The sequence below is a fragment of the Mesorhizobium sp. M1066 genome, from assembly GCF_040318635.1.
Classification (GTDB): domain Bacteria; phylum Pseudomonadota; class Alphaproteobacteria; order Rhizobiales; family Rhizobiaceae; genus Mesorhizobium.
Genome location: NZ_JAMYMR010000001.1, coordinates 81,278 through 93,543 on the forward strand (window position 1 = coordinate 81,278; position 12,266 = coordinate 93,543).

A 12,266-nucleotide genomic window follows, 5' to 3' on the forward strand; every position below is an offset into this window, starting at 1 on the left:
GGTTGCCACGACCGTCACCCGATCTCCGCGCCCAGCGCCTTCATCAGGCCCATGAACTCCGGAAAGCTCGTCGCGATCATCGCCTGATCGTCGATGGTAACCGGCTTTTCCGTCGCCAGCCCCATGACCAGAAAGCTCATGGCGATGCGGTGGTCGAGATGGGTCTGCACGGTCGTGTCCTGGCCGTTCGGATGGCCGCCAAGGCCCTTGCCGCCCGGTTTTCCGCGCACCGCAAGCGAAGCCTCGCCCTCGGTGCAGTCGACGCCGTTGAGCTTCAGTCCGTTGGCGACGGCCGACAGCCGGTCGGATTCCTTCACCCGCAGTTCCTCCAGCCCCTGCATCAGCGTTTCACCCTCGGCGAAGCTGGCAGCGACCGCAAGCACCGGATACTCGTCGATCATCGACGGCGCCCGCTCGGGCGGCACGGCGACGCCCTTCAGTTCGGAGTAGCGCACGCGCAGATCGGCGACATCCTCGCCGCCGGCATTGCGCGGGTTGAGGATTTCGATGTTGCCGCCCATTTCCTGCAGCGTCAAAAGCAGGCCGGTGCGGGTCGGGTTCATCAGCACGTTTTCGATTGTGATGTCCGAACCCGGCACGATCAGGGCGGCCACCAGCGGGAAGCCGGCCGACGACGGGTCACCCGGCACGGCGATGGTCTGGCCGGTCAGTCTGCCCTGGCCTTCGATGAAGATGTGGCGCACGCCGCGTTCGTCGGTTTCGACCGACAGATTGGCGCCAAAACCCTTCAGCATCTTTTCGGTGTGGTCGCGTGTCATCACCGGCTCGATCACCGTGGTGATGCCGGGCGTGTTGAGACCGGCGAGCAGCACAGCGGACTTCACCTGCGCCGAGGCCATCGGCACACGATAGGTGATCGGCGCGGCATGCTTTGGCCCATGCAGCGTGATCGGCATGCGGTCGCCCGGCGTCGCCTTCAACACCTGCACGCCCATCTGGCGCAAGGGTTCCAGCACGCGGCCCATCGGCCGGCCAGACAGCGAGGCATCGCCGATGAAGGTCGTTTCCATGTCATAGGTGCCGACAAGGCCCATGGTGAGCCGCGAGCCGGTGCCGGCATTGCCGAAATCGAGCGGGCCTTCCGGCTGCAGCAGTGCGCCATTGCCTGTGCCGCGGATCACCCACTCGTCGCCGTTCTTCTCGATATGTGCGCCCATAGCCTTCATGGCAGCACCTGTGCGCATCACGTCCTCGCCTTCGAGCAGGCCGGTGATGCGGGTCTCGCCCGAGGCGAGGCCGCCGAACATGAAGGAGCGGTGCGAGATCGACTTGTCGCCAGGCACGCGCGCGATACCAGAAAGGGCTGACGATCGGCGGGCGGTGGCCGGCTTGGGCGCGGCGGCGTGAGACATGGAATTTCCCTGGACGGAATGCCGGCAGGCCGGCGCTTTTCATTTGTTGCGGCGGTCTCGTATCACGGCGGGCCGAAATGGTCATCCCCCATGGTCGTCACTGACGCGACGCCTTTCAACGTATGGTTTTGTGACGCCGGCTTTTCGCTTTGACAGCGCTGCAAACTGTGGTTAAGGGGACCACTCTTTTATTGACGAGGCTTGCCGTGGCAAAAACCGAACTTGGCACAAAACGTATCGACCCGGAGACGGGCCGAAAATTCTACGACCTGAACAAGGACCCGATCGTCTCGCCCTACACCGGCAAGACCTATCCGCGTTCCTATTTCGAGGAAGGCAAGATTGCCGCTCTCGAGGAGGAAGAGGAAGTGGCCGAGAAGGAAGTGGACGCCGAGGAAGAAGAGGGCGTTGAGGTCGTCTCGCTTGAAGAGGCCGACGAGGACGCCAAGGGCGACGACCTGCCGGATCTCGGCGACGACGAGGATGACGTCGACCTGGGCGACGACGAGGATGACACCTTCCTCGCGGACGAAGAGGAAGAAGATGACGACGTTGCCGACATGATCGGCGTCGGCGACGACGACGACGAGGTCTGATCGGGCGTTGAACGCGGGCGTTTGCAGGCTTTCGCGGCCTGCGAAGAAAAAGGGGCTCTCGAAGGCTTGATATCTGAGAAGGGCGGGGTTAGAAGCCGCCTGCACTAACGGCGCGGTCTCCAACCCGCGCCGGATCTCTTCGCCGGAAACGGCGCCGGTTGACTGCCGGAAGTGGGGCCATAGCTCAGTTGGGAGAGCGCTTGAATGGCATTCAAGAGGTCGTCGGTTCGATCCCGATTGGCTCCACCAAACAGTCCCTCTGCAATTCGCAGCCGATGAATGTGCCGTACTGCGGTCATCTGCGTTTGATGGTCAGTTCAGGCAACGCCGCTGAAAGAGCCTCCATCAAACGGAACGAACCAGTCATTTCCCGAGAGCAACTGCTCGCCGGACAAAGTCTTCGCTGTTCATGGAGCGCTTAGAGAAGCCAGCCCGATCACCACTCGGCGAAGGAGCCGTCTTTGTGGCGCCAGACAGGGTTGCGCCAGCGGTGGCCTTCCTTGGCGCGTTCCTTGACATACTCCTCGTCGATCTCGACACCCAGGCCCGGGCCGTCGGGGATGGCGACATAGCCATCCTCGTAGCGGAAGACATCCTTGTTGGCGGCATAGTCGAGCAGGTCGTTGGAGGCGTTGTAGTGGATGCCGAGGCTCTGCTCCTGGATGAAGCAGTTGTAGCTGACCGCGTCGAGCTGCAGGCACGCGGCAAGCGCGATCGGCCCGAGCGGGCAGTGCGGCGCCACCGCCACGTCATAGGCTTCCGCCATCGCCGCGATCTTGCGGCATTCGGTGATGCCGCCGGCATGCGACAAATCGGGCTGGATGATGTCGACGACGCCTTCCTCGAACACCGACTTGAAGTCCCAGCGGCTGTAGAGCCGCTCGCCGAGCGCGATCGGCGTCGAGCCGAGCGCGGCGATCTCCTTCAGCGCCTCGCGGTTTTCGCTGAGCACCGGCTCCTCGATGAACATCAGCCTGTAGGGCTCGAGCTCCTTGACCAGGGCGCGCGCCATCGGCCGGTGGACGCGGCCGTGGAAATCGACGGCGATGCCGATGTTGGGTCCGACGGCCTCGCGCACCATGGCGATGCGTTCGACAGCGGCGTCGATCTTGTCATGGCTGTCGACGATCTGCAGTTCCTCGGTGCCGTTCATCTTCAACGCCAGGAAACCGCGTGCAACCATTTCCTTCGCACCAGCGGCCACTTCGGCCGGCCGGTCCCCTCCGATCCAGGAATAGACCTTGATCGTGTCGCGCAGCTTGCCGCCGAGCAACTCATGCACGGGAACGCCGAGCGCCTTGCCCTTGATATCCCACAGTGCCTGGTCGATGCCCGCAATGGCGCTCATCAGGATCGGCCCGCCACGGTAGAAGCCGCCGCGGTGCATCACCGTCCAGTGGTCCTCGATCAGGCGGGGATCCTTGCCGATGAGGTAATCGCCAAGCTCCTTGACCGCTGCCTCGACGGTCAGCGCCCGGCCCTCGACGACCGGCTCGCCCCAGCCGGTGACGCCGGCATCGGTCTCGATCTTCAGGAACAGCCAGCGCGGCGGAACGATGTAGGTGGTGAGCGAGATGATTTTCATGCGCAGTCTCAGTTGCTCTTGAGTTTCTTGGCGCTGACGAGGTCGCGCGCCGCAAGGTCGAGGATCTTGTTTGCGGCCCCACGCGCCGCCTCGGCATTGCGCATGCGCAGCGCTTCGACCACCTCGCGGTGCGCCGCCACGGCCTCCATGCGCCGGTTGAGCGAAATCACCGCCGTGGCCTCGAGCGAGAATTTCAGCCCGGTGTCGATGAGATTGCCGATCTGGCGAAAGATCGGGTTGTGGCTCGCGGCATAGACGATCTGGTGGAAAGCGATGTCGCTGCGCGAGAAGGCGGCGAGATCCTCGCCGGCGCTGGCCATGCCGCGCCAGGCGGCCTCCAGATCGGCGATCTCCTGCAGCGTCGCGCGCGTGGCAGCCAGTTCGGCAACCAGCGGCTCGATGGCCCGGCGCGTTTCAAGAATGGCGTCGAAGAGCTTGTCGTCCAGCGCGTGCGGCGCGTGCCAGGCCAGCACCTGTGGGTCGATAATGTTCCAGTCGTCCTCGTTGCAGACGATCGTGCCGACGCGCGGCCGCGACAGCACCAGCCCCTTTGCCGCCAACACTTTCAGGGCCTCGCGGATGACAGTGCGGCTGACACCATATTCGACGCCGAGTTCGTTTTCGGTCGGCAAGGAGGATCCGGCCGGGTAGCGCCCGGAAAAGATGTCTGAGGCCATTGCCTTGGTCACATCGGGCATGACGCGCGGGCGGCGAGTGGCTGTGTCGCCTTGCGGTTTCTTCAAAGTCCCGGTCACCTCAGCCCTCCTCCAAGGCGGCGAACCGCTGGTTTCGCACAACCGGTCCGGCCTTAACGGATGCGGATCAATTGCGCCAGCGACCGCTGGTCAGAGCATGTACATTAATTATCATACCAGATCAATTGACGAGTATGATAAAAGCGATTAGAGACTCCGGCATCCGGGCTGAGCGCCCGGTCTATCGCTGGGAGGTAATCATGCGACTTCTAAAGACCGCGCTCGTCGCGGGCGCGCTTGCCGCGCTGTCCGTCACGACCATCGCTGCATATGCTCAGGACACCAAGATCGGCTTCATCGTCAAACAGCCCGAGGAGCCGTGGTTCCAGGACGAATGGAAGTTCGCCGACCAGGCCGCCAAGGAAAAGGGTTTTACCCTGGTCAAGATCGGCGCCGAGGACGGTGAGAAGCTGATGTCGGCGATCGACAATCTCGGCGCCCAGGGCGCCCAGGGCTTCATCGTCTGCACACCGGACGTGAAGCTTGGCCCCGGCATCGTCGCCAAGGCCGCCGCCAACAATCTCAAGCTGATGACTGTCGACGACCGTCTGGTCGGCGCCGACGGCAAGGCGCTCGAAGACGTGCCGCATATGGGCATTTCGGCCACCAAGATCGGCGAAGCCGTCGGCCAGGCGATCGTCGACGAAATGAAGGCGCGCGGCTGGAAAGTCGACGAGGTTGGCGCCATCCGCGTCTCCTACGACCAACTGCCGACCGCCGTCGATCGCGTCGAAGGTGCCATCTCGGTGCTCAAGGCAAACGGCTTCAAGGCCGAGAACATTTTTGACGCCCCGCAGGCCAAGACCGACACGGAAGCTGCCCTCAATGCGGCGACCGTCGTGCTCAACGCCCATGCCGACATCAAGACGTGGGTCTCCTTCGGCCTCAACGACGAGGCGGTGCTCGGCGCCGTGCGTGCAGCCGAAAGCGTTGGCATTCCGGCGGATGCCATGATCGGTGTTGGCATTGGCGGCGCGGATTCGGCGATCAACGAGTTTAAGAAGCCGACGGCCACCGGCTTCGTCGGCACCGTGATCATCTCGCCGAAGCGTCATGGCTACGAGACGGCGCTCAACATGTATGACTGGGTTGCCAACAACAAGGAACCGGAGAAGCTGATCCTGACCTCGGGTGCACTCGCCAAGCGCGACGACTACCAGAAGGTCCGCCAGGGTCTCGGCATCGAATAATCCTCCCTGTACAAACAGGCGGCGGCTCATCCCGCCGCCTGTTTGCCATTCCATAAGAGGATCGCTGCCCGTGTCCTTTCTCGACTTCTCGCACATCACCAAGACCTATCCGGGCGTCAAGGCGCTGTCGGACGTCTCGTTCGGTGTCGACAAAGGCGCCGTGCATGGCCTGATGGGCGAGAACGGCGCCGGCAAATCCACCCTGATCAAGATCCTGTCCGGCGACCAGCATGCCGATCAGGGCGAGATCCGCATCGACGGCAGGGTTCAGGCCTATACCTCGACCCGGGATGCCTTCGACAATGGCGTCATTGTCATTCATCAGGAACTGCAACTCGTTCCTGAACTCACCGTTGCCGAAAACCTCAGCCTCGGTCGTTTCCCCGCCAACGCCGGCATCATCGCCGGCCGCCGGATGCTGGACGACGTCGGCGCCAAGCTGAAATCGGCCGGTATCGACATCGACATGCGCCGCAAGGTCAAGACGCTGTCGATCGGCGAACGCCAGATGGTCGAGATCGCCAAGGCGGTCATGCTCGACGCACGCGTTATTGCGCTGGACGAACCGACCTCGTCACTGTCCTCGCGCGAAAGCGAAATCCTGTTTGCCCTGATCGACCGCCTGCGCGGCGAAGGCAAGGTCATCATCTATGTCTCGCACAGGCTCGACGAAGTGTTCCGGCTCTGCGACAGCCTGACCGTGCTGCGCGACGGCAAGCTCGCGGCGCACCATGCGTCGCTGAAAGGCGTCACCCGCGACCAGGTCGTCGCCGAGATGGTCGGCCGCGAGATTTCGGATATCTGGGGTTTTCGCGCACGAAAAACGGGCGATGTCCGCCTGAAGGTCGACGCTCTCAGCGGCCCCAAACTGAAGACGCCGGCCAGTTTCGAGGCGAGGGCAGGCGAGATCGTCGGCTTCTTCGGCCTGATCGGCGCCGGGCGCTCGGAACTGATGCGACTGGTCTATGGCGCCGATCCGCGCTCGGGCGGCACCATCAACGTCGACGGCAAGCTGGTCCGAGCCAGCGATCCGCGTGGCACGATTCGGGCCGGCATCGTGCTGTGCTCGGAGGACCGCAAGCATGACGGCATCATCCAGGGCCGCTCGGTCGAGGAGAACATCAACATCTCGTCGCGGCGCCATCACACGCGCTTCGGCGTGCTCAACCGCGCCAGCGAGATCGCCACCGCCGAAACCTTCATCAAGAAGCTCAAGGTGCGCACGCCGTCGCGCAAGCAGGACATCATCAACCTCTCCGGCGGCAACCAGCAGAAGGTCATCCTTGGCCGCTGGCTGTCCGAACAAGGGGTGCGGGTTCTCATTGTCGACGAACCGACGCGCGGCATCGACGTAGGGGCCAAATCGGAAATCTACGAATTGCTCTACCAGCTTGCGCAGGACGGCATGGCGATCGTCGTGGTCTCGTCCGAACTGCCGGAAGTGATGGGCATCTGCGACCGTATTCTGGTGATGTGCGGTGGCCGCGTCAGCGCTGAACTCACCCGCGACCAGTTCGCCGAAAGGGCGATCCTGGCCGCCGCTCTCCCCGATCAGAAAACTCCCGACGCGATCGCATCCTGAGGACTTTGGCATGACCGACCAGTTGAAAAAAATCCTGCTCGGCGAACAGGGCCTCGTCGTCATCTTCGTCGTCGCCTTCGCGCTGGTGTCGGCTCTGGTGCCGAACTTCCTTACGGACCGCAACATGCTCGGCCTGCTGCAGTCGGTGGTCACCGTCGGCATCGTCGCCTGCACCATGATGTTCTGCCTCGCCGCGCGCGACTTCGACCTGTCGGTCGGCTCCATCGTCGCCTTTGCCGGCATGGTCGCCGTCATGGCATCGAACTACACCGGCTCGATCCTGCTTGGCCTGCTGGCGGCAATCGCCTGCGGCGCTTTCGTCGGCTTCATCAACGGCGTTGTCATCGCCAAATTTCGCATCAACGCGCTGATCACGACGCTGGCCACCATGCAGATCGTGCGCGGCTTTGCGCTGATCGCGTCCGACGGCCGCGCCGTCGGCATCAACAGCTCGGATTTCTATCAGCTGGCGCTCTCGAAACTGCTCGGCATACCGACGCCGGTCTGGGTGCTTGCCATTCTGTTTTGCATTTTCGGTTTCGTGCTCAACCGCACCGTCTTCGGCAAGAACACGCTGGCCATCGGCGGCAATCCTGAGGCCTCGCGTCTGGCCGGTGTCAATGTCGACTGGACACGCATCTGGATATTCGCGCTGCAGGGCGTCGTCTGCGGTATCGCCGGCATCCTGCTGGCGTCGCGCATCACCTCGGGCCAGCCCAACGCGGCGGTCGGGCTGGAACTCTCGGTCATTTCGGCCTGCGTGCTCGGCGGCGTCTCGCTCGCCGGCGGCCGCGCCACCATGTCGGGCGTCATCGTCGGCGTGCTGATCATGGGCATCGCCGAAAACGCCATGAACCTTCTCAACATCCCGGCCTTCTACCAGTACATCGTACGTGGCGTGATCCTGCTGCTGGCCGTGCTGCTCGACAATCTGCGCTCGTCGGCACTGGGCCGGCGCTAAGCTGGAGGGACAAAAATGGCTGAGCGCCTTTCCGGCAAACGCATCTTCCTGACCGGCGCCGCGCAAGGCATCGGGCTGGCCATCGCCGAGGCCTGCCTTGCCGAAGGTGCAAGACTGTTCCTCGTCGACCGCGACGGCGCACTGCTGGACAAGGCCGTCGCCGGCCTTGCCGCGCCGCACGGCCATGTCGGGCATGCGGCAGCCGACATCAGCGACGGAGCCGCGATTGCCACTGCCGTCGGCCAAGCGACCGACGAAATCGGCCACATCAACGCGCTGATCAACAATGCCGGGGTCAATGTGTTCTCGACGCCGCTCGAGGCGACCGAGGAAGAGTGGAACCGCAACTTCGACGTCAACGTCAAGGGAGCCTGGAACTGCAGCAAGGCGGTGCTGCCGGGCATGATCGCGAGCGGCGGTGGCGCCATCCTCAACATCGCCTCGACGCACAGCTTCACCATCATCCCGCACACCTTCCCCTATCCGGTCGCCAAGCACGCGCTGCTCGGCCTGACCAAATCGCTGGCACTCGAATATGCGGCGCAAGGCGTGCGCGTGAACGCGCTGGCGCCGGGCTATGTCGAGACGCAGAAGGCGATCGACTACTGGAACAGCTTTGCCGATCCGGCCGCAGCACGCGCCAACACCATGGCGCTGCATCCCGGCGGCCGCATCGCCACGGCGCGCGAGATCGCGCTTGCCGCGGTGTTCATGATCTCCGACGAATGCCTGTTCATGAATGCAGCGACGCTCGTCGTCGATGGCGGGCTGAGCCAGCTCCAGCATCCCGCCTGAACGCCGTAACGACCATGACCAAGAGACGATCGCAGCATTGGTTCGGCGGCCAAGGCAAGGATGCCTTCATCCACCGCAGCTGGATGAAGAACAATGGCCTGCCCGACGATGCCTTCGACGGCCGCCCGGTGATCGGCATCTGCAACACCTTCTCCGAATTCACGCCTTGCCACGTCCATTTCCGTGGCCTGATCGAGCACATCAAGGCCGGCGTCCTGGAAGCCGGCGGATTGCCGCTGGAATTCCCGGTCTTCTCCTGCGGCGAATCCAATCTGCGGCCAACGGCGATGCTGTTTCGCAACCTCGCCTCGATGGATGTCGAGGAGGCGATCCGCGGCAATCCGATGGATGGCGTGGTGCTGATGGCCGGCTGCGACAAGACCACGCCGTCGCTGGTCATGGGTGCGGCATCCTGCGACCTGCCGTCGATCGTCATCTCCGGCGGACCGATGCTCAATGGCCGCTTCCAGGGCCGCGAGATCGGCTCCGGCACCGACGTCTGGAAATTCTCGGAGGATGTCCGCGCCGGCGTGATGAGCGAGCAGGACTTCGCCAATGCCGAGAGCGCCATGTCGCGCTCGCCCGGTCACTGCATGACCATGGGCACGGCCTCGACCATGGCCTCGATGGTCGAGGCGCTCGGCCTGGCGCTGCCGGGCAACGCCGCCTATCCGGCGGTCGACGCGCGCCGCAGCCGCATCGCCCGCATGACGGGGCGGCGCATCGTCGAGATGGTCAACGAGGATCTGCGCCCGTCGGCGATCCTCAAGAAGGCGGCTTTCGCCAACGCCATCCGCGTCAACGGCGCGATCGGCGGCTCGACCAATGCGGTCGTGCATCTCATCGCCATTGCCGGCCGCGTCGGCACCGAACTGACGTTGGACGATTGGGACAGATATGGCCGCGACGTGCCGACCATCCTCGACCTGATGCCGTCCGGTCGCTTCCTGATGGAGGATTTCTGCTACGCCGGCGGCATTCCGGCCGTCATGAAAGAGATCGCCGATCTGCTCGATCTCGACGCGCTGACGGTCACCGGCAAGACTATGCGCGACAACATCGCCGATGCCCAAAACTACAATCCCGAGGTTATCCGCCCGCGCGACAAGGCGCTTACCGCCCAGGGCGGCATCGCGGTGCTGCGCGGCAATCTGGCGCCGGACGGCGCCATCATCAAACCTTCAGCCGCGTCGCCAGGATTGATGAAGCATCGCGGCCGCGCCGTCGTGTTCGAGGACATCGACGACTACAAGGCGCGCGTCGACGATCCCGCGCTCGATATCGACGAGAGCTCGGTCATGGTGCTGAAGAATTGCGGCCCCAAGGGCTATCCGGGGATGGCCGAGGTCGGCAACATGGCTCTGCCTCGGAAGCTGCTGAAGCAAGGCGTCCGCGACATGATACGCATCTCCGACGCCCGCATGTCCGGCACCGCCTTCGGCACCGTCGTTCTGCACGCTGCACCGGAAGCCGCCGTCGGCGGTCCGCTGGCGCTGGTCAGGAGCGGCGACTTCATCGAACTCGATGTCGAAGCAAGAAAGCTGCATCTCGACGTATCGGAACAGGAACTGGCGCGGCGGCGGACATCCTGGGCTCCGCCGGAGCCGGCGATGCGCGGCGGCTATCAGGGACTTTATGTCGACCATGTTCTGCAGGCGGATCGCGGCGCCGATCTCGACTTTCTCGTCGGATGCCGTGGCCATGCTATCCCTCGCGAAAGCCATTGAGGCCGACCTGCATGCCCAATTTCCAGCCTGACGATTTCCACGGCATTCACGCCATTCTCTACGCGCTGTTCGACAGCGACGAAAAACTCGACCGCGCAGCGATGCGCAGGCAGGTCGAGATTTGCCTGGCGAGCGGCGTGGACGGCATGGCGGCGCTCGGTCTGGCAACAGAAGTCGCCAAGCTGACTGAGGCCGAGCGCCGGGCGATCATGGACTGGACGGCGGAAGACACCGCCGGAAAAGTGCCGCTCGCCTTCACCATCTTCGGCGCTTCGGTGGCTGAGCAGGTGGCACAGCTTCGCCACGCCGAAAGCGTCGGAGCGGATTGGGTGATCCTGCAGCCGCCGCCTGTCGGATACTATGGTGCGCCGGAATACATCAGCTTCTTCGGCCGCGTCGCCGAGGCAACCGACCTGCCGGTGGCGATCCAGAACGCGCCGGCCTTTTTCGGGCGCGGCCTGTCATCGGACGAAATCCGCGAACTCGTCACGCTTCATCCCAACGTCCGGCTGATCAAGGGCGAAGGCCCGGTCACCGACATCGCCGGGCTGATCGAGCGCACCGAAGGCCGGATACCGGTTTTCAACGGACGCGGCGGTCTGGAACTGATCGACAATTTCCGCATCGGTTGCCGTGGCATGATCCTGGCGCCCGACTGCATCGATCTCGCTGTGCGCGCCTACAATGCGTTCCGGGGCAGAGACGAAGCAACGGCCGAGATCGAGTATGCAAAAATGCTGCCGGCAGCGGTCTTCGTCATGCAAGGCATCGAAAACCTGATCTGCTATGGCAAGCGGCTGTTCGGCGCCCGCGCCGGCATCCCGATACACGATCGGGCTCCGGCGATGCGGCCAAGCGAGCCTGGCCTTGCGATGGTGGAGCGCTTTGCGGTTGGTCTCGGCCGGTTGCCTGGCTGAACGGCAACTGCCTTTCAATAGGTCGTCCGCCCACCCGACAGGTCGAACGTGGAGGCGGTTGTAAAACTGTTCTCCTTGGAAACGAGCCAGGCGACCATCGCCGCGGCTTCGTCAACCTCCAGCAGGCGGCCGCGCGGAATGCGCGAGCGCATATATTCGATATGCTCCGGCGTCAGCTGTTCGAGGATGCGCGTCTGTGCCGTGGCCGGCGAGATGCAGTTCACGGCGATGTCGTACTGCGCCAGTTCTTTGCCGAGCGACTTGGTCAAGCCGATGACCGCCGCCTTCGAGGCTGAATAGGCGGAGGCGTTGGGGTTGCCCTCCTTGCCGGCGACCGAAGCGATGTTGACGATCCGCCCGTAATTGCGCTCCTTCATGCCGGGAACCACGGCGCGATTGACGTAGAACGTACCGTTTACGTTGACGTCGATGACCTTCTTCCACGTCTCGATGTCGTAGACGTCGAGCGGGGCGGCCGGACCGGCAATTCCGGCGGAATTGACCAGAATGGAAATCTTGCCGGCCAGATCTTCGGTCCTGGCGCGCGCCGCGTCCACCGACGCCCAATCGGCGACGTCCACGATCTCTGTCGTGGCGGCGTTGCCGAGTTCCTTCTTGGCGGTTTCGAGGCGAGCCTCATCGAGATCCCACAAGGTTACCGTCGCGCCGGAGGCGACGAAACGTCTGGCCATCGCGAAGCCGAGGCCTTGGGCGCCGCCGGTGACCACAGCGTGCTGGCCGTCAAGATCGATCCTGTTCATGTCGAGCGGTTCTTTCCGTTTGAG

Annotated in this window: 11 protein-coding genes and 1 tRNA gene; 8 read left to right on the forward strand and 4 right to left on the reverse strand. The window is 63.8% G+C overall.

Annotation, left to right across the window (positions count from 1 at the left end; genetic code table 11):
- Positions 1–14: 14 nt before the first annotated feature.
- A complete protein-coding gene (gene aroA, locus NKH52_RS00360) occupies positions 15–1,373 on the reverse strand; it encodes a 3-phosphoshikimate 1-carboxyvinyltransferase (RefSeq protein WP_352732544.1) in 1,359 nt (452 codons plus the stop codon).
- A 206-nt stretch (positions 1,374–1,579) separates the two neighbouring features.
- Here aroA and NKH52_RS00365 point away from each other — a divergent pair, with 206 nt between their 5' ends.
- Positions 1,580–1,969, forward strand: coding sequence for a TIGR02300 family protein (locus tag NKH52_RS00365; RefSeq protein ID WP_023811519.1), 390 nt, complete (start codon positions 1,580–1,582; stop codon positions 1,967–1,969).
- A 173-nt stretch (positions 1,970–2,142) separates the two neighbouring features.
- Positions 2,143–2,218 (forward strand) — tRNA-Ala (locus NKH52_RS00370).
- 187 nt (positions 2,219–2,405) lie between these two features.
- Here NKH52_RS00370 and dgoD read toward each other — a convergent pair.
- On the reverse strand, positions 2,406–3,554 hold the full coding sequence (gene dgoD, locus NKH52_RS00375; RefSeq protein ID WP_352732541.1) for a galactonate dehydratase: 1,149 nt from the start codon (positions 3,552–3,554) through the stop codon (positions 2,406–2,408).
- A gap of 8 nt (positions 3,555–3,562) precedes the next feature.
- Positions 3,563–4,309, reverse strand: coding sequence for a FadR/GntR family transcriptional regulator (locus tag NKH52_RS00380; RefSeq protein ID WP_352732538.1), 747 nt, complete (start codon positions 4,307–4,309; stop codon positions 3,563–3,565).
- Positions 4,310–4,509: 200 nt separating this feature from the next.
- Between NKH52_RS00380 and NKH52_RS00385 the strand changes: the two genes are divergently transcribed.
- From NKH52_RS00385 to NKH52_RS00410, 6 genes are all read left to right on the forward strand, one after another.
- Positions 4,510–5,499 (forward strand): arabinose ABC transporter substrate-binding protein, encoded by a 990-nt coding sequence (locus NKH52_RS00385; RefSeq protein ID WP_352732535.1) that lies wholly within the window; start codon positions 4,510–4,512, stop codon positions 5,497–5,499.
- A gap of 70 nt (positions 5,500–5,569) precedes the next feature.
- On the forward strand, positions 5,570–7,081 hold the full coding sequence (araG, locus tag NKH52_RS00390) for an L-arabinose ABC transporter ATP-binding protein AraG (protein WP_352732532.1): 1,512 nt from the start codon (positions 5,570–5,572) through the stop codon (positions 7,079–7,081).
- 10 nt (positions 7,082–7,091) lie between these two features.
- Positions 7,092–8,042, forward strand: coding sequence for an L-arabinose ABC transporter permease AraH (gene araH / locus NKH52_RS00395; protein ID WP_127289814.1), 951 nt, complete (start codon positions 7,092–7,094; stop codon positions 8,040–8,042).
- A 15-nt stretch (positions 8,043–8,057) separates the two neighbouring features.
- Positions 8,058–8,837: an SDR family oxidoreductase gene (locus NKH52_RS00400; protein WP_352732529.1), complete on the forward strand. Its 780-nt coding sequence runs from the start codon at positions 8,058–8,060 to the stop codon at positions 8,835–8,837.
- A gap of 14 nt (positions 8,838–8,851) precedes the next feature.
- A complete protein-coding gene (gene araD / locus NKH52_RS00405) occupies positions 8,852–10,564 on the forward strand; it encodes an L-arabinonate dehydratase (RefSeq protein ID WP_352732526.1) in 1,713 nt (570 codons plus the stop codon).
- Between the two features lie 11 nt (positions 10,565–10,575).
- Positions 10,576–11,481, forward strand: a complete 906-nt coding sequence (locus NKH52_RS00410; RefSeq protein ID WP_352732523.1) for a dihydrodipicolinate synthase family protein — start codon at positions 10,576–10,578, stop codon at positions 11,479–11,481.
- 14 nt (positions 11,482–11,495) lie between these two features.
- On the opposite strand, the gene NKH52_RS00415 is transcribed toward NKH52_RS00410, so the two are convergent.
- Positions 11,496–12,242 (reverse strand): SDR family NAD(P)-dependent oxidoreductase, encoded by a 747-nt coding sequence (locus NKH52_RS00415; protein WP_352732520.1) that lies wholly within the window; start codon positions 12,240–12,242, stop codon positions 11,496–11,498.
- Positions 12,243–12,266: the final 24 nt, after the last annotated feature.

Bases quoted from the DNA above. Each gene is read 5' to 3' on its own strand.
- NKH52_RS00385 (WP_352732535.1), top strand. From the start codon at position 4,510: ATGCGACTTCTAAAGACCGCGCTCGTCGCGGGCGCGCTTGCCGCGCTG.
- araD (WP_352732526.1), top strand. From the start codon at position 8,852: ATGACCAAGAGACGATCGCAGCATTGGTTCGGCGGCCAAGGCAAGGAT.
- NKH52_RS00415 (WP_352732520.1), bottom strand. From the start codon at position 12,242: ATGAACAGGATCGATCTTGACGGCCAGCACGCTGTGGTCACCGGCGGC.
- dgoD (WP_352732541.1), bottom strand. From the start codon at position 3,554: ATGAAAATCATCTCGCTCACCACCTACATCGTTCCGCCGCGCTGGCTG.
- aroA (WP_352732544.1), bottom strand. From the start codon at position 1,373: ATGTCTCACGCCGCCGCGCCCAAGCCGGCCACCGCCCGCCGATCGTCA.
- NKH52_RS00400 (WP_352732529.1), top strand. From the start codon at position 8,058: ATGGCTGAGCGCCTTTCCGGCAAACGCATCTTCCTGACCGGCGCCGCG.
- NKH52_RS00410 (WP_352732523.1), top strand. From the start codon at position 10,576: ATGCCCAATTTCCAGCCTGACGATTTCCACGGCATTCACGCCATTCTC.
- araH (WP_127289814.1), top strand. From the start codon at position 7,092: ATGACCGACCAGTTGAAAAAAATCCTGCTCGGCGAACAGGGCCTCGTC.